General features: G+C 60.1%; 17 protein-coding genes and 1 pseudogene. 9 read left to right on the top strand and 9 right to left on the bottom strand.

Annotation, left to right across the window (positions count from 1 at the left end; translation table 11 throughout):
* Positions 1-146, bottom strand: a pseudogene (locus G5358_RS10635) (TldD/PmbA family protein); the annotation flags it as partial.
* 202 nt (positions 147-348) lie between these two features.
* Positions 349-867 (bottom strand): flavodoxin FldB, encoded by a 519-nt coding sequence (fldB, locus tag G5358_RS10640; protein ID WP_267512187.1) that lies wholly within the window; start codon positions 865-867, stop codon positions 349-351.
* Positions 868-1,117: 250 nt separating this feature from the next.
* On the opposite strand from fldB, the gene xerD reads away from it, so the two are divergent.
* On the top strand, positions 1,118-2,017 hold the full coding sequence (gene xerD, locus G5358_RS10645; RefSeq protein WP_421324069.1) for a site-specific tyrosine recombinase XerD: 900 nt from the start codon (positions 1,118-1,120) through the stop codon (positions 2,015-2,017).
* A 72-nt stretch (positions 2,018-2,089) separates the two neighbouring features.
* On the opposite strand, the gene mscL is transcribed toward xerD, so the two are convergent.
* Positions 2,090-2,500 (bottom strand): large-conductance mechanosensitive channel protein MscL, encoded by a 411-nt coding sequence (gene mscL, locus G5358_RS10650; protein WP_042054731.1) that lies wholly within the window; start codon positions 2,498-2,500, stop codon positions 2,090-2,092.
* A gap of 316 nt (positions 2,501-2,816) precedes the next feature.
* Here mscL and G5358_RS10655 point away from each other — a divergent pair, with 316 nt between their 5' ends.
* From G5358_RS10655 to nqrE, 4 genes are all read left to right on the top strand, one after another.
* Complete coding sequence (locus tag G5358_RS10655) at positions 2,817-3,464, top strand: disulfide isomerase DsbC N-terminal domain-containing protein (protein WP_216953024.1); 648 nt, start codon at positions 2,817-2,819, stop codon at positions 3,462-3,464.
* A complete protein-coding gene (gene recJ, locus G5358_RS10660; protein ID WP_421324070.1) occupies positions 3,430-5,160 on the top strand; it encodes a single-stranded-DNA-specific exonuclease RecJ in 1,731 nt (576 codons plus the stop codon). Before G5358_RS10655 ends, recJ begins: the two co-directional genes overlap by 35 nt.
* Positions 5,161-5,438: 278 nt before the next feature.
* Positions 5,439-5,831 (top strand): hypothetical protein, encoded by a 393-nt coding sequence (locus G5358_RS10665; RefSeq protein ID WP_254204248.1) that lies wholly within the window; start codon positions 5,439-5,441, stop codon positions 5,829-5,831.
* Positions 5,832-6,029: 198 nt separating this feature from the next.
* Positions 6,030-6,629 (top strand): NADH:ubiquinone reductase (Na(+)-transporting) subunit E, encoded by a 600-nt coding sequence (nqrE, locus tag G5358_RS10670; RefSeq protein ID WP_216953026.1) that lies wholly within the window; start codon positions 6,030-6,032, stop codon positions 6,627-6,629.
* A 65-nt stretch (positions 6,630-6,694) separates the two neighbouring features.
* Here nqrE and lnt read toward each other — a convergent pair whose 3' ends face one another.
* The 5 genes from lnt to miaB all read right to left on the bottom strand — a co-directional run bounded on the left by lnt (position 6,695) and on the right by miaB (position 12,365).
* Entirely contained in the window at positions 6,695-8,239 is a 1,545-nt protein-coding gene (gene lnt / locus G5358_RS10675) for an apolipoprotein N-acyltransferase (RefSeq protein WP_421208804.1), read from the bottom strand.
* A 147-nt stretch (positions 8,240-8,386) separates the two neighbouring features.
* Positions 8,387-9,271, bottom strand: coding sequence for a CNNM family magnesium/cobalt transport protein CorC (corC, locus tag G5358_RS10680; protein ID WP_203118663.1), 885 nt, complete (start codon positions 9,269-9,271; stop codon positions 8,387-8,389).
* A gap of 95 nt (positions 9,272-9,366) precedes the next feature.
* Positions 9,367-9,831, bottom strand: coding sequence for an rRNA maturation RNase YbeY (ybeY, locus tag G5358_RS10685; RefSeq protein ID WP_005354089.1), 465 nt, complete (start codon positions 9,829-9,831; stop codon positions 9,367-9,369).
* Positions 9,828-10,877, bottom strand: a complete 1,050-nt coding sequence (locus tag G5358_RS10690; RefSeq protein ID WP_139463536.1) for a PhoH family protein — start codon at positions 10,875-10,877, stop codon at positions 9,828-9,830. The genes ybeY and G5358_RS10690 overlap by 4 nt, the downstream gene beginning before the upstream one ends.
* A gap of 54 nt (positions 10,878-10,931) precedes the next feature.
* Positions 10,932-12,365 carry a tRNA (N6-isopentenyl adenosine(37)-C2)-methylthiotransferase MiaB gene (gene miaB, locus G5358_RS10695; protein ID WP_042082727.1) on the bottom strand — a complete coding sequence of 478 codons (1,434 nt, stop codon included), beginning with the start codon at positions 12,363-12,365 and terminating at the stop codon, positions 10,932-10,934.
* Between the two features lie 265 nt (positions 12,366-12,630).
* On the opposite strand from miaB, the gene G5358_RS10700 reads away from it, so the two are divergent.
* The 3 genes from G5358_RS10700 to G5358_RS10710 all read left to right on the top strand — a co-directional run bounded on the left by G5358_RS10700 (position 12,631) and on the right by G5358_RS10710 (position 15,235).
* On the top strand, positions 12,631-13,794 hold the full coding sequence (locus G5358_RS10700) for an FAD-dependent oxidoreductase (protein ID WP_139409075.1): 1,164 nt from the start codon (positions 12,631-12,633) through the stop codon (positions 13,792-13,794).
* Positions 13,795-13,843: 49 nt separating this feature from the next.
* Complete coding sequence (locus G5358_RS10705) at positions 13,844-14,410, top strand: cysteine hydrolase family protein (protein ID WP_368214958.1); 567 nt, start codon at positions 13,844-13,846, stop codon at positions 14,408-14,410.
* Between the two features lie 132 nt (positions 14,411-14,542).
* Positions 14,543-15,235: a cold shock domain-containing protein gene (locus G5358_RS10710; RefSeq protein WP_421324073.1), complete on the top strand. Its 693-nt coding sequence runs from the start codon at positions 14,543-14,545 to the stop codon at positions 15,233-15,235.
* Positions 15,236-15,325: 90 nt separating this feature from the next.
* Here G5358_RS10710 and G5358_RS10715 read toward each other — a convergent pair whose 3' ends face one another.
* Positions 15,326-16,234 carry a LysR family transcriptional regulator gene (locus tag G5358_RS10715; RefSeq protein ID WP_216953030.1) on the bottom strand — a complete coding sequence of 303 codons (909 nt, stop codon included), beginning with the start codon at positions 16,232-16,234 and terminating at the stop codon, positions 15,326-15,328.
* A gap of 116 nt (positions 16,235-16,350) precedes the next feature.
* On the opposite strand from G5358_RS10715, the gene G5358_RS10720 reads away from it, so the two are divergent.
* Positions 16,351-16,596, top strand: a complete 246-nt coding sequence (locus tag G5358_RS10720) for a hypothetical protein (RefSeq protein WP_088868650.1) — start codon at positions 16,351-16,353, stop codon at positions 16,594-16,596.
* The last annotated feature ends 18 nt before the right edge of the window (positions 16,597-16,614 follow it).

A 16,614-nucleotide genomic window follows, 5' to 3' on the forward strand; every position in this document is an offset into this window, starting at 1 on the left:
ATGTTCTCTATCTGGCTGGAGAGCAGGCTGAGCTGGCTGCGGCGCTTGCGCTCCACAAACAGCTCGGCGAAATCGGCACCCAGCGCCAGTGCGTGATCGAGCACGTCACGGGCAATGGCGGGGGCCAACAGGGAGAATGGGGTCATAGAATATCCTTTTCTGGTCTGTCCGTTTGCTTCCGACATCCGGCTCTGATTGTTATGGGATGTCGAGTCCATTGTTGCAGACCAGCACAAAAAAGTCGCTATAGCGTCATGCGATGATACCGATTGAGAAAATCGGTGCGATAACTGCGCCCGGCGGCCAGGGCCAGGCGCTCAGGGTCGTTTTGCCAAAACGTGGGAAAGATCAGAGCAGGGCGTGGATTTCGCTCAGAATCTGCTCGACCCACTGCTCGATGCGCGGATCGGTCTGGTCATATTGGTTGGCATCATCGAGGGCCAGCCCGACGAAGTGACGGCCATCGTCGATCAGTGCCTTGGAGGCATCGAATTCGTACCCTTCGTTGGGCCAGTAGCCCACCAGCTTGACCTCTTTTGGCACCAGCTGATCGTGCAGCATGCCGAGGGCGTCCTGGAACCATTCGCCATAACCGAGCTGATCGCCGAGGCCAAACAGGGCCACGATGCGTCCCTCCAGATGGAGATCGGCGATATCTTCCCAGCGTGACTCCCAGTCCTCCTGCAGTTCGCCAAAATCCCAGGTGGAGATGCCGAGGATCAGGATCTCGTAATCCTCCATCCGGCGCAGGGAGACATCCTTGATATTGTGAATATCCACCAGCTCGGGGCCGATGAGGGCGCGGATCTTCTCGGCAGCCATCTCGGTGTAGCAGGTGGTGGAACCGTAAAACAGACCAATCTTCATCGCTCTACTCTCTGTTGGCGCTTTCTCGCTTGCTTTTGGCGCGTTCTCGCATGCTCGTGTGGGCTGCGCCATGTTGGCAACACGATGGGTAACGTAAGGGGAGGGCGCCAGTCTAGCAGATTGCCATTCGACCTTCACCGCCCGGCAAGGGGCGTGGCAAACGAGCCTTATCTTTCCAATGAAAGTGCCTTGTCTTTCCAAGGAGTTGGCGCGTTACAATGGGCCATCTTTCCCCTTATTGCAGCGCACCATGAGCAAGCCCGACCCCCATCCCCTGATTGAACCCTTTCTCGACGCCCTCTGGCTGGAGCGGGGATTGTCTGACAACACGGTCAGCTCCTATCGCAGCGATCTGGAGAAGTTCTCCCTCTGGCTCGACGAGCAGGGAAGCTCGCTGTTGCTGGCAGGGATGGACGAGATCCAGCACTACCTCGCCTGGCGGGTCGATCACCAGTTTGCGGCCAGCAGCACCGCCCGCTTCCTGTCGGCCCTGCGCCGCTTTTACCAGTATCTCAACCGCGAGAAGCTGCGCAGTGACGATCCGACCGTGCTGCTGGAGGGGCCCAAGCTGCCGAAAAAACTCCCCTCAGATTTAAGCGAAACGGAAGTGGAAGCTCTGCTGAGTGCGCCGCTGGTGGATGACCCGCTGGAGCTGCGGGACAAGGCAATGCTGGAGCTGCTCTACGCCACCGGGCTGCGGGTTTCCGAGCTGGTGGGGCTCACCGCCGAGCATATCAGCCTGCGGCAGGGCTTGGTGCGGGTTATTGGCAAGGGTAACAAGGAGCGGTTGGTGCCGATGGGCGAGGAGGCGATGCACTGGCTGGAGCGTTACTACCGCGAGGCGCGCACCCTGCTGCTGGGGGGCACCAGCTCGGATGTGGTATTTCCCTCCAAGCAGGCCCGTATGATGACCCGCCAGACCTTCTGGCACCGCATCAAGCTTTACGCGCAGCGGGCCGGGATCAACGGTGAGCTCTCCCCCCATACCTTGCGCCACGCCTTCGCCACCCATCTACTCAACCACGGCGCCGATCTGCGGGTGGTGCAGATGCTGCTGGGCCATGCGGATCTCTCCACCACCCAGATCTACACCCATGTGGCCAACGAGCGTCTCAAGGCGCTGCACGGGGAGCACCACCCCAGAGCCTGAGTGGCTGACCTCCCAAAAACAAAAAACCGCCAGCAGGCGGTTTTTTTATCTCTACACGACAGGAGATGGCGCTTATTTCCCTTGCTGGGATTTCAGCAGATCACGGATCTCGGTCAGCAGCTCCTGATCCTTGGTCGGGCCTGCCGGGGCGGCGGCTTCCTCTTCCTGCTTTTTCTTGAGGGTGTTGATGGCCTTCAGTCCCATGAAGATGGCAAAAGAGATGATCAGAAAGTCGATGATGGTCTGGATGAACTTGCCATAGGCGATGACCACGGCGGGTGTTGTACCTTCTGCGGCCTTCAGGGTGACCGCCAGGTCGCTGAAGTCCACGCCGCCCAGGATGAGGCCGATGGGCGGCATGATCACGTCACCGACAAAAGAGGAGACAATTTTGCCGAAGGCGGCACCAATGATGATACCGACCGCCATATCGATGACGTTGCCGCGGGCGGCAAAGGCTTTGAACTCTTGAATCAGACTCATTATTTCCTCCGAAATTAAACAAGATAGCGCGTTGATTACCCTTGCCAAAGGGCGAACTCTTGTCAGGAAAAACAGAGGCTAAGCCGCGTTGTTCCTGTCGTCCTGACTAGCTTGCGGGCGTTATGAGTCCTTGGCAATCGGGGGGAGCCATTTTTTTGGTACAAAGTGATATTAATTTTTTGGTAAGTAGCTGGTTGAATGATGAGCTGTGCTGCTGTAGTTTGCTGGGTCGATTCATTCATACCGCGTGAGTAAACAAGTGAAGTATTTACTACTGGGAATGATGCTTTTGTGCACATTTGCTGCCAGAGCGGGGATGGATACCCAAACCTTGAAACAGACCATTACCGCCCGGTTAGGGGTCTCTGTTTATCTGGTGGAACAGACCCCTATTCCCGGGCTCTATATGCTGGGCACTTCGCAAGGGGTGCTCTACAGCGATGCCAAGGGGAACTATGTGGTGCAGGGGGTCATGCTGGATATGACTCATAACATGAAGAACCTCACCATCTCGGGCATGCGCGAGCAGCGTCGACTGGGCTTGTCCCAGGTGACCCATACACCGGTCGTTCTCCAGGCCAGTAATGAGCGTCATCGGGTTGCGCTCTTTTTCGGTGAGCAGGATGCCGCTCGTCGCCAGCTGTCCGGCACGCTGCAACATCTGCAGGCGTCCGGGGTCAGTGTCGAGCTCTACCCCGTGATTGAACATGCAGGACAGGCTTCCCACTGGTGCAAGGATCCCCTGCTACAGAATGATCCCTTCAAAGCCTATTTGCCTCAAAAGGAATGTAGTGAGACCCTTATCGAGAATATTGGCCTGAGCCAGTGGTTGGGGGTCAAGGTACTGCCTGCCTGGGTCTCCTCTGATGGAGATCTGGTAAGGGGCTACCAGAGCCCGGAACAACTGCTCAAGATACTGGATCACATTGATGCCCCTGCAAATCCGTCGTCGTCCGCGAGTTGATGATTCCCATCTCCCCGCCACCCTGCACCCCCTGCTTCGTCAAATCTTCGCCAGCCGTGGCGTAGAGGATCCCGCCCTGCTGGAGCGCAGCGCCAGCCAGCTGTTGCCGCCCCAGCGCCTCTATGGGATGGAGCAGGCGGTGCCGCTGCTGGCGGATGCCCTGACTGCCCAGAAACGGATCCTTATCGTCGGCGACTTCGACTGCGATGGTGCCACCAGCTCCGCCCTGTGTTTGCTGGCCCTGCGCGCCATGGGCGGTCGCCACATCGATTTTCTGGTGCCCAACCGCTTCGAGTTTGGCTACGGCCTTACCCCCGAAATTGTCGAGCTGGCGGTGGCCCGCGGCGCCGAGTTCCTGATCACGGTGGATAACGGCATCTCCAGCATCGCCGGGGTGGCGGCTGCCAAGGCGGCTGGTATGCAGGTACTGGTTACCGATCACCATTTGCCGGGTCAGGAGCTGCCTGATGCCGATGCCATCGTCAACCCTAACCAGCGCGGTTGCGATTTCCCCTCCAAGTCCCTGGCCGGGGTGGGGGTGGCCTTCTACCTGATGGCGGCCCTCAACACCCATCTGCGTCAGCTTGGCTGGTACGAACGGCAAGGGTTGCGAGCCCCCAATGTGGCGGATTACCTCGATCTGGTGGCTCTTGGTACGGTCGCCGACGTGGTGGCGCTCGATGGCAACAACCGCATCCTGGTCCATCAGGGGTTGCAGCGGATCCGGGCCGGCCGCTGTCGCCCCGGCATTCAGGCGCTGGTGGATGTGTCGGGCCGCGATGGTCGCCGCCTCACCGCCGCCGACCTCGGTTTTGCGCTGGGGCCACGTCTCAATGCGGTAGGGCGCCTCGATGATATGTCCCTTGGGGTCGCCTGTCTGCTCTGCGATGATCTCAATCTGGCGCGCCAGCTTGCGGCCGAGATGGACAGCCTCAATCAGGAGCGCAAGGAGATCGAGCAGGGGATGCAGCAGGAGGCCCTCGCCACTCTGGAGCAGATCCGGTTTCGCGATGGCGAGGTGCCGTCGGGCATAGTGCTGCACCGCAACGAGTGGCATCAGGGGGTGGTGGGGCTGGTGGCCTCCAAGGTGAAGGAGAAGTACTACCGCCCGGTCATCGCGTTTGCCGAGAGCAGCGAGACCGAGCTCAAGGGCTCCGGCCGCTCCATCCCCGGGGTGCACCTGCGCGATGCGCTGGAACTGCTCGATACCCGCCATCCGGGCCTGATGGGCAAGTTTGGCGGCCATGCCATGGCGGCGGGGCTGACCCTGCCCAAGGCCAATATCGAGGCGTTCGGTCGGGCCTTTGAGGCGGTCATCAGCGAGCTGGTGACGCCGGAGCTCTTGACCGGGGTGCTGCTCACCGATGGCGAGCTGCTGCCGGACGAGCTCACTCTCGAGCTGGCGGAGATTATTCGCGCCTCCGGCCCCTGGGGTCAGGCCTTCCCAGAGCCGCTGTTTGACGGCGAATTCGTGCTAGTGCAGCAGCGGCTGGTGGGGGAGAAGCACCTCAAGATGATGCTGACTACCGATTCTGGCCACGCGGTGGATGCCATCGCCTTCGGCGTCGATCTCAAGCGCTGGCCCGATGCCTCGGTCAAGCGGGTGCGGCTTGTCTACCGGCTTGACGTCAACGAGTGGCGCGGCAACCGCAGTGTGCAGCTGCTGGTGGAGCATCTGGAGGCGGCCGGTCTCTGAGCAGGTAGCATTGCTGCTCTGATCGCTGACATCGCTGACAACGGCCACCCTCGGGTGGCCGTTTTACTGTGGGCCCGGGGGTGACTCTACCGCCTTGTTATGTTGGTATTTAATTGCTGGCTTTCTTAGAAAGAGGGTTTTTAGTATCGTTTTACGTCAGTTAGTACGGTTTCAAATTCAAGAAAAAGAGGCGTTGTGATACATTCATCCCCGCATCATTTTGTTGTTTGAACGGGACTGACTCTTTGCTGTCTTCTGGCCGACTATCGACCTGGGCGATGGTCCTCGCTATCGCCAGCCTGCTGTGGTTTGCCGCTTTCGCTGCGGTAGGGGTCACTGCAACACCTCATCAGGCGTCGGTCAGGCAGAAGGTCTCGATGCAGTTGCATGAGCAATCCGATCCGGGATTGGTCAACAGTGTCGGCCTTCCTCCTGCCTCCCAGTGGCGACTCGGCTTCGAGCCGGGGCGGCGACTCGAAGGGGCCACTCATTCCGAGCGCTATCAGATGGTGCTGGCCTGGTTCCAGCACGATATCCTCGGCCTGCTCTGCGGTCTGCTACTGGTTCTCCCTCTTCTCTATGTCAGGCAGCTCCCCGTCTACTTCGGTTATTTGCACCGACGGCTGCTGCGCTGTCGCCACCTGCAATATCGTTTCTGTCACGGCGACTAGCCCACCTTGCTGGCGGGCGCCCATCCACCTTTTCACTCGGTTTGTAACGCTCCTGATTGACTGACGGGCAGGCTGATACCTGCTGCCTGCGCTCTATCGTCTGGTGCTGCGTCCGCGCTTTCTGTTGTGTCGTCCATGCTGCTGGCCATCGGCCAGAGGCAGACTTTTCTTTGCGCAAACATCTGGTGAGCACACCCTATGGACTACTACTTCAACCTGTTTATTCACTCGATCTTTGTCGAGAACCTCGCCCTGGCCTTCTTTCTGGGGATGTGTACCTTTCTGGCCGTTTCGAAGAACATCAACACTGCCTTTGGCCTTGGCATGACAATCCTGGTGGTGATGGTGATCGCCATTCCCCTCAACAACTTGATTTACCGCCATATCTTGCGGGCAGGCAGCACCTTTTTCGGAGAATTCGATTTGGGATTTCTCGATTACATCATCTACATCGGGGTGTTGGCGGCGTTGGTGCAGGTGATGGAGATGCTGCTCGACAAGTACTTCCCAAGCCTCTATCAGGCGCTCGGCATCTATCTGCCGTTGTTGACGGTCCATTGCGCCATCTTCGGCGGGGTGATGTTTATGGCGCAGCGGGATTACGATTTTGCCGAGTCGCTGGTCTACAGCGCAGGCTCCGGGCTTGGCTGGCTGCTGGCTATTGTCGCCATGGCCGGTTTGCGCCAGAAGCTGAAATACGCCGATGTCCCCGAGGGGCTGCGGGGCATCGGCATCACCTTTATCGTGGCGGGGCTGATGTCCCTCGGTTTTATGTCCTTCTCCGGTATATCGCTTTGATTGGAGATGAAAAAAACGAGGCGCCTGCGGGCGCCTCATTGTTTATCAGGGATGGCGGATGGCCATTACAGCTCGCGTGCCCAGGGGTGTGCCTTGGGGCGCAGCGCCAGCGCCAGACCCAGCAGCAGCACGGTCAGGCCGTAGAGGGGCCAGCTGCCAAAGCGCATGTAGGGGGTCTCGCCGTGGGCGGGACGCACTTCGCTGCGCAGCACGCCCGCTTCAAACTGCGGGATCTGGCCGATGATGCTGCCATCGATCTCGGTCACGATAGTGATGCCGGTGTTGGTGTCGCGCAGCAGCGGACGAGCCAGCTCCAGTGCGCGCATCCGGGCGATCTCCATATGTTGCCAGGGGCCTATGCTGGTGCCAAACCAGGCATCGTTGGAGACGGTCAGCAGGAAATCGGTATCGGCATTGACGTTGCGGCGCACCTCCTCCGGGAAGATGATCTCGTAGCAGATGGCGGCGGCGAACTTGAGCCCCTTGGCGATCAGATTCGGCTGCACTTCGTCACCCCGGCTGAAAGAGGACATCGGCAGGTTGAAGAAGGGGGCGATGGGGCGCAGCAGATCTTCAAACGGCACGAACTCGCCGATGGGCAGCAGGTGGTACTTGTTGTAACGGTTGGGGTGCCCGTAGAAGTAGGACTCCTTGCCATCCGCATCCTGCACCCCCATGCCGAGTACGGTATTGAAGAATCGTCTTTGCTCGAAATCATAGTGAATGATCCCCGCCAGCAGACCGGTGTTGTTCACCTTCATCGCCTTGTCCAGATTCTCCAGATAGGGCCCCATCTCCTTCTCGATGGCCGGGATGGCCGACTCCGGCCAGATGATAATGTCGGCATCCTGATTCTCGCGGCTGAGATCCTGATATTTGCGCACCGTCGGCACTAGCGCCTCCGGATCCCACTTGAGGGACTGGGCGATATTGCCCTGAACCAGCGCCACCTTGACCGGCTCGCCACGGGTGACCCAGCTGAGCTGCATCAGACCGTGGGCACCGGCTACCAGCAGAGCGGGCACTGCCAGCCAGAGCGGGGAGCGGGATTTCCACACCTGCCAGATGGCGGAGGCAGAGAGCAACAGGGCGAGGGTGATGCCCTGCACCCCAAGGATTGGGGCGAAGCCCCTGAGCGGGCCGTCGATCTGGCTGTAGCCAAACCAGAGCCAAGGGAAGCCGGTCATTACCCAGCCACGCAGCCAGTCCGCCAGCAGCCAGAGTGCCGGGAAGGCGAGCAGCCAGCGGCTCCAGTGACGGCCGCCAAAGAAGCGGGCGAAAACCCAGCAGGCGAGCGTCGGGTAGAGCGCCAGATAGGCGGAGAGCCCGGCCAGCAGTACGAAGGCCATCGGCAGCGGGATGCCGCCAAATTCAGTCATGCTGACGTGGATCCACCACAGGCCAGGTAAAAAGAGTCCCATGGCATAGCCAAAGCCACGCCAGGCGGCCTGCTTTGGCGTGGCTTTGTCCAGCAGGGCGTAGAGGCCCAGCAGGGAGGGGAGCACCAGCGGCCAGTAGCCAAAGGGAGAGAAAGCCAATATAGCGATGGCACCACTGGCCAGTGCGCCGAGGCTCAACAGGATTTTGGACGTAACGGGGGATAATCTCACGGGCGATGGTGCTCGTCTTGGTCTGCAACTGGGTCGAATGGCCGGTATCTTAACCTGTAAGCGGGGCAACGGCGAGCCTCGATGCCGGTGGCAGAGAGCACAACGCCCCGAGGTCGGGGCGTTGTTTCACACATTGAGCGGATCTGCTTATTGCGGCTCGGATTGCGCCGCCGCGTGGTGCTCGGGGATCTTCACCTGCAACTGCTGCAGACGACGCCGGTCGGCATGCATCACCTTGAACAGGTAGCCGTCCAGCTCGATCTCCTCGCCCTTCTTGGGCAGATGACTGAAGGCGTGCATCACCAGACCACCCACAGTATCCACCTCTTCATCGCTGAACTGGGTGCCGAAGAAGTCGTTGAAATCCTCGATCTCGGTAAGGGCACTAACCGAGAAGACCCGTTTGCTGATGCGGCGGATCTCGTCCGGCTCATCCTCGATGTCATCGAATTCGTCATCTATCTCGCCGACGATAAGCTCGAGAATGTCTTCAATGGTCACCAGACCGGAGACGCCACCAAATTCGTCGACCACGATGGCCATGTGGTAGCGCTCTTCGCGGAACTCCTTGAGCAGACGGTCAACCCGTTTGCTTTCAGGCACGATCACCGTGGGGCGCAAGATTTTCTCGAGCTGCAGCGGCTCGCTGGCGTGATGGCCGCCAAACCCGAAGGGGAGCAGATCCTTGGCGAGCAGAATGCCCTCCACATGATCCTTGTCCTCGTTGATCACCGGGAAGCGGGAGTGGCCGGACTCGATGATCACCGGCAGGATTGCATCCACCGGCTGGGACTTCTCGATGGTCACCATCTGGGAGCGGGGGATCATGATATCGCGCACGCGAAGATCGGCTATCTCCAGCACCCCCTCGATCATGTCCTTGGTGTCCTGATCGATGAGGTCGCGCTCTTCGGCATCGGCTATCACGTCTACCAAATCATTGCGGTCTTTTGGCTCGCCCTGGAAGAGTTGGCTGAGTTTGTCGAGCCAGGTTTTCTTCGGCGAGCCGGTACTAGGGTGATCGTCGGTCATTTTCTCTCTTGGTTACTCGTATGAACACACTTGAAATAGTTCGGGTTATATAAGGATGGCCATCTGCTGTTTCAAGACGATGACCATCCGGTTCTTTACTCTTCGTCGTTCAGATAAGGATCGGCAAAACCGAGCTCCTGCATGATGTCGCGCTCAAGCGCTTCCATCTCTTCGGCTTCCTCATCCTCGATATGGTCATAACCTAGCAGATGCAGACTGCCGTGCACAACCATGTGGGCCCAGTGGGCCATCAGGGGCTTGCCCTGCTCCTCGGCCTCGCGCTCTACCACCTGACGGCAGATCACCAGATCGCCGAGCAGCGGCAGCTCCAGACCGGGTGGCGCCTCGAACGGGAAGGAGAGCACGTTGGTGGGCTTGTCCTTGCCGCGATAGGTGAGGTTGAGCTCGTTGCTCTCCGCCTCGTCGACGATACGCACCGTCACTTCTGCCTCCTGCTGGAAGCCGAGAATGGTGCCATCGAGCCAGCCTTGCAGCTGGGCTTCGGTGGGCAGGCCGTCAGTGCTGGCGCTGGCCAGTTGCAGATCCAGGGTTACGCTCATTGCTCACTCTCTTTGCTGGCGTTTGTTTGGCCGGTAACCTTCTCCGCTGCCTGTTTGGCATCGAATGCCTCGTAAGCCTGCACGATACGGGCCACCACCGGGTGGCGCACCACGTCTTTGGACTCGAAGAAGTTGAACGACAGACCATCGACCCCTTGCAGCACTTCCAGAGCATGGCGCAGGCCGGATTTGGCGTTGCGCGGCAGGTCTACCTGGGTGATGTCACCGGTGACCACCGCCTTGGAGTTGAAACCGATGCGGGTGAGGAACATCTTCATCTGCTCGGTGGTGGTGTTCTGGGCCTCATCGAGAATGATAAAGGCGTCATTGAGGGTTCTTCCGCGCATATAGGCGAGCGGCGCCACCTCGATGATGTTGCGCTCCATCAGCTTCTCGACCCGCTCAAAGCCCAGCATCTCGAACAGGGCGTCGTAGAGCGGGCGCAGGTAAGGATCCACCTTCTGGGAGAGATCGCCAGGCAGGAAGCCGAGCTTCTCACCCGCTTCCACCGCCGGACGGGTTAGCAGAATGCGGCGAATTTCCTGACGCTCCAGCGCATCCACCGCCGCCGCGACCGCCAGATAGGTCTTGCCGGTACCGGCCGGGCCGATGCCGAAGCAGATATCGTGGCGCACGATATTGGCGATGTACTGAGCCTGGTTGGGGCTGCGCGGTTTGATGAGACCGCGCTTGGTCTTGACCGTCACCTCCTTGCCATAAGGGATGCTCGGCGCCGGTTCGTCATCCTGCTCCAGCACTCGCGACTCCTGAATAGCCAAATGGACCATGTCGGGAGTGATGTCAGTCACCTTGCCACCCTTGAGGGGCTGGGTTTCCACATAGAGGTGCTTGAGGATGACTGCGGCGGCATCCAGCTGGGCCGGTTTGCCCACCAGCTGGAAGTGGCTGTCACGGTAGCTGATCTCGACGCCGAGGCGGCGCTCCAGCTGCTTGATGTTGTCATCGAAGGGGCCGCACAGGCTGGCAAGGCGCTGGTTGTCGGCGGGCTCCAGATGCAGATTCAGGGTCGAGATGTGTCGGCTCAAAATATCCTCGTCTCAAGGCGCTCCCCATCCGCCGGGCGAATGGGGAGGAGGGGATTAATGGGGAGTGAAGGCGGCAACGCCCAGCTCGTCCGGTACGTTATCCGGGCGACGGGCCAGGATTTCGCTCGGGGCGGTGGCGATCCGCAGGTTCATCTCGCTCTCGCCGCGGATGAACTTGCCGCGCAGGGAGTTGGGACGCACCTCGGTGATCTCCACGTCGGCAAAGCCGCCGATCAGGGTGTGCTGGCCTTCGAAGTTGACCACCCGGTTGTTCTCGGTGCGGCCACACAACTGCATCGGGTCGAGCTTGGAGGGCCCTTCCACCAGGATGCGCTGGGTGGTGCCCAGCATGGCACGGCCAATCTGCATCGCCTGGTTGTTGATGACGTGCTGCAGGCGGGCCAGACGGGCTTTTTTCACTTCCATATCGACATCGTCGGGCATGTCGGCGGCCGGGGTGCCCGGGCGCGGGCTGAAGATGAAGCTGAAGCTCATGTCGAAACCCACATCCTCGATCAGCTTCATGGTCGCTTCAAAGTCTTCGTCCGTCTCGTTCGGGAAGCCAACGATGAAGTCGGAGCTGATGGTGATGTCGGGACGGGCGGCACGCAGGCGACGGATCTTGGATTTGTACTCCAGGATGGTGTGCGGGCGCTTCATCATGGTCAGAATACGGTCGGAGCCGCTCTGCACCGGCAGGTGCAGGAAGCTGACCACTTCCGGGGTGTCTTTGTAGACTTCGATGATGTCGTCGGTGAACTCGATCGGGTGGCTGGTGGTGTAGCGAATGCGATCGATACCGTCGATAGCGGCCACCAGACGCAGCAATTCGGCGAAGGTGCAGATGCCGTCATCAAAGGTCGGGCCGCGGTAGGCGTTGACGTTCTGGCCGAGCAGGTTCACTTCGCGCACGCCCTGCTGGGCGAGCTGGGCGATTTCGTAGAGCACGTCGTCCAGCGGTCGGCTCACCTCTTCACCGCGGGTGTAGGGCACCACGCAGTAAGTACAGTATTTGGAGCAGCCTTCCATGATGGAGACGAACGCGGTGGCCCCTTCGGCGCGCGGTTCGGGCAGGCTGTCGAATTTTTCGATCTCGGGGAAGGCGATATCAACCTGGGCACCACGGCCCTCCTGCACTTCCTTGATCATGGCGGGCAGGCGATGCAGGGTCTGCGGGCCGAACACGATATCCACATAGGGAGCGCGCTGGCGGATGGCATCGCCCTCCTGAGAGGCAACGCAGCCACCCACGCCGATCACCAGACCGGGCTTGTTGGCCTTGAGCTTTTTCCAGCGTCCCAGCTGGTGGAACACCTTCTCCTGCGCCTTTTCGCGGATGGAGCAGGTATTCAGCAGCAAGACATCTGCCTCTTCGGGCTCTTCGGTAAGGGTGTAGCCATTGCTGGCATCCAACAGGTCGGCCATTTTGGACGAGTCATACTCGTTCATCTGGCAACCCCATGTTTTAATGTGAAGTTTCTTGCTCATTGCTTCTCTTGACTTGTTTTGAAATCGGCATGGTCAAAGGACCGCGCATTTTACTCCGCAATCTGGATACTGCCTAGCTAATATCCAGCTGGCAATGGTGCTCACCCGATACCTGTTGCCAGCAAGCTCAATAAGCTTTCTCCTTGATTTGACGCAGCAATTCCCCGTTTGTCTCACTGTTTATCAGTCGCCCTTGCGCTATCATGCAGCCATCCGGTTCACGTCCGGGCGCTGTCGCCGGACGCACCCTTTCAGGAATAAATGTATGGAACAGTGTGATATCGCCATCGTCGGCGCCGGCATGGTGGGCGCCGCCACCGCCTGTCTGCTGGCAGCCCAGGGCCTCTCGGTGCGGGTCATCGAGACCCAACTGCCGGAGCATTACGCGCCGGAGCAGCCGCTGGATCTGCGGGTCTCCGCCATCAGTCAGGCCTCGGTGGCGCTGCTGGAGCAGGCCGGTGCCTGGCACCATCTGCAGCAGATGCGACTCTGCCCCTACCGCCGACTGGAGACCTGGGAGCTGGACGGTTTTGCCACCCGCTTCAATTCCGCCGATCTCGGTCTGCCCCAGCTCGGCTACATCATCGAAAACCGGCTGGTGCAGCTCGCCCTGCTCAAACGGATGGAGGATTTCCCCACCATCCAGACCCACACCCCGGCGGCGGTGACCAGCCTGCGCCAGAGTGCGGATGAAGCTGTGCTGACTCTGGATGATGGCACCGAGCTGGCGGCCCGCTGGGTGCTGGCCTGTGACGGTGCCGAATCCCACACCCGCAAGCTGGCGGGTATCGGTGTATCGCGCTTCGAGTACCGCCAGCACTGCATGCTGATCAATATCGACACCGACTTTGCGCAGGAAGATATCACCTGGCAGCAGTTCACCCCGAGCGGCCCGCGCGCCTTCCTGCCACTACCAGGCCAGCACGGCTCTCTGGTGTGGTATGACAGCCCGGCCCGTATCCGGGCGCTGGCGGCCATGAGCAACGAAGGGCTTGCCGCCGAAGTGCGCCGCCACTTCCCAAGCCGGCTCGGCGGATTTACCGTCACCGGCAAGGGGAGTTTCCCGCTGGTGCGTCGCCACGCCAACGACTATCACGTCGGTCGGGTGGTGCTGCTTGGCGATGCTGCCCACACCATCAACCCGCTGGCGGGGCAGGGGGTCAACCTCGGCTTCAAGGATGTGGCCTGCTGGGCTGATCTGCTGCAAGGAGTTGGCGCCGACTGGCATCAGCTGGCGTTGGCCGAGCGTTACGAGCGACGCCGTCGCCCCGACAACCTGCTGATGCAGTCGGGAATGGATCTCTTCTACGGGGTATTCAGCAACGAGATTGGCCCGCTCAAGCTGGCCCGCAATCTTGCTCTCAATCTGGCGGACAAGGCGGGCCCGCTCAAGGAGATGGCGCTGCGCTATGCACTGGGGCTGGTTTGACAGGTAGAAACCAGGTAACACGGGCTGAATTCGCGAAGGAGCAAAGGTGATGAACAAGGCACTGTTGGTGATCGATTTTATCAACGATATTGCCCATCCCGACGGGCGCATTGCCGCCTCCGCAGCCCACGTGGTGGAGCAGGATGCCATTGCGCATGCCAATCAGGCGCTGGCCCATGCCCGCGCCCACGGCTGGCTGGTGGTGCTGATCAAGGTGGGCTTTGACGGCGGCTATCAGCTGCAACCCAAAGGCTCCCCCATGTTTGGTCGCGCTCACCAGCAGGGTGCGCTCTCTTTGGCTGACAGCGGCACCGACTTTCATCCTGATCTGGATGTGCAGCCCGGCGATCTGGTGCTGACCAAACCCAGGGTCAGTCCCTTCTATGGCACGGCGCTGGAGCCTGCGCTGCGGGCCAATCACATCGACCACCTCTATCTGTGCGGGGTGAGCACTAGCTGGGCCATTCAGGCGGCGGCGCGGGATGGTCACGATCGCGACTACGCCATCACCATTCTGGAGGATGCCTGCGCCGCCGCAGATGCCACCGAGCATCACACCTCGCTGCGGATGCTGGGCCGTATCGCCGAGATCATCAAGGTGTCCCGGCTGGCTTGATCCTTAACGCAGGCAGCACCCGAGCACCGTGTTGAGATTGACTCAGCGGCCCTCTGTCGGGCCGCAGCGCTTTTGGGCAACATGATTGTCGGGCAATATAGTGCTCACATGGATAACAACAAGGATGGACAGATGCGTTATCAGGGACGGATCGCGAGCTGGAACGAGGCGCGCGGCTTTGGATTTATTACGCCGGAGCAAAATGGCGCCGAGCAGATAATCAATGGATCACGCAGTGCAGGGCTGTTTGTGCATGTTACGGCGCTGCAATCAGATGGTCGCTTGCCCGAGCCGGGGGAGCGTGTCACCTATCTGATCGGCAGTGGCCAGGATGGCAAACCGAGGGCGTTACAGGTTTTTTTCCCCGATCGCCCGCTCACGTTGGCGGATGCAGTGCCGTCGGCCGCACCATCAGCAGCAAGATCAGCCGCATCATCGGCGGCGCCTGCATTTCGGGCGGCAAGTCAGCCGCCACGACCCACCTCGACCAGAGAGCGAAGTAACCCCTATCGACGTCGCAAGAGCAGTTGGAGTGGCAAACTGATCCCCCTGCTGGTGCTCGTCGGCCTCTTTTCCATCTATTCCCGTTTCTCGGCCGAGTCGATGGCGCCATTGCCGGTCTCATCTTTCAATCAGGAGGAGATCAGCACCTCGGTCAGCACGCCACAGACAACGACCTTTATTCGTCAGTGTGATGGTCGGCAGCATTGCTCCCAGATGACCTCCTGCGAGGAGGCAACCTGGTTTTTACAAAACTGCCCTGGTACCAAGATGGATGGGGAAGGAGATGGCATCCCCTGTGAAGATCAGTGGTGTGTTAATTGAAATGCTTTGATTCACAAAGGCCCGATTAATTCATCTCGATTGCTGAGCGCTATCTTCTCCTGGTTCCGTCTGCGGGAGTTTTTGGCTGGGTCAGCGATCGATTGTGGCTGGGTGCGGTGCGGGATGGGGATCGAGGACCAGCTGCACGAAGCGATCGCGGATCGGGTCGGCAAAGGCGGGGTTCCACACCAGACTTATCTCCCACTCGGAACAGGGGCCAAAGAGGGGATAGAGGGTGACGTCCGGGCCCGCGATAAAGCTGACGCTGTGCGGCAGGATGGCATTACCTATGCCTGCCGCAACCAATGCCACCAGAGTCTGAATATCCTCTGCCTCTTGAACCATGCCGGTCAGCCGGTTGGCGCCGAGAAACCCGGCGATCTGCCGGGTTAGGCCGGGACAACGGTAGCCCACCATCTGCAACAGGGGTTGACTGGTCAGTGCCTGCTGGACGTCAAACGATGACGGATCTGGCTGGGTCATCCGGGTTGGCACCGCCAGTACCAGCCGGTCGGTCAGCAGCCGATGCTCCTGCAACAGCGGAGTCTCTGGCCGACGCATAAAACCAAGTTGCAACTGGCCGGAGAGCAGCTGCTCCTGCTGGATCGCGGAGGGCATATCCTGAAGATGGACCATCACGTCCGTGACCTGCTGTTTGAAGCGGGCCACCAGCGCAGGGGCCAGCGCGAAACTCGACAGGCCAAACCCAATCTTGAGCCGACCGGCCACGCCACTCGCCACTGCCAGCGCGTGACGTTCAAACTCCCTGCCGTGTTTGACCAGTGCGCTTGCCTGAGTGAGCAGCTGGGCGCCGAGCGCCGTCAGCTCGGCACCATGGCGGCCCCGCTTGAACAGGGTGCAGCCCAGCGTCTGCTCCAGCCCCTGGATCTGCTTGGTGAGGGCCGGTTGGGTAATGAAGAGGCGATTGGCCGCTTCCCGGTAGTTGGCGGTCTCGGCCAGCGTCACAAACGCCTGCAGTTGCCTCAAGTCGAATTTCATTCCAATTGGTTATCCAAAGTGGCGATTTATTGATTATAAATTATCTAATCGCCTTGTTCTAATGGCTCGTCAAGGGGGGAATCGCCCTCCTCTGAACCGGAACAAGGAGCCATATCATGTCTACCCAACGTTATCTGTTTTTGATCAAGGGCAAGCTGGTGCTGGCTCAGCCGTTGGCGGCCCCGGAGACTGGGGAGCTGCTCGCCAGCCTGTTGCAACAGGGGTTTGTGGTCGGCCCGCTGCAGGTATGGGCTGGCAGTACCGAGCAGGCGCTCGCCTGTTATGAGCGTGCCGCCCAGCAGCAGGCCTTTGCCGATGCGCTCTCTGGCTCTCTGCCCGAGCTGGCCGGGGTGCCTGTATGAGTGTCTGTATGAGTGCTG

The organism is Aeromonas sp. 604176, assembly GCF_049170755.1.
Taxonomy (GTDB): Bacteria; Pseudomonadota; Gammaproteobacteria; order Enterobacterales; family Aeromonadaceae; genus Aeromonas; species Aeromonas veronii_A.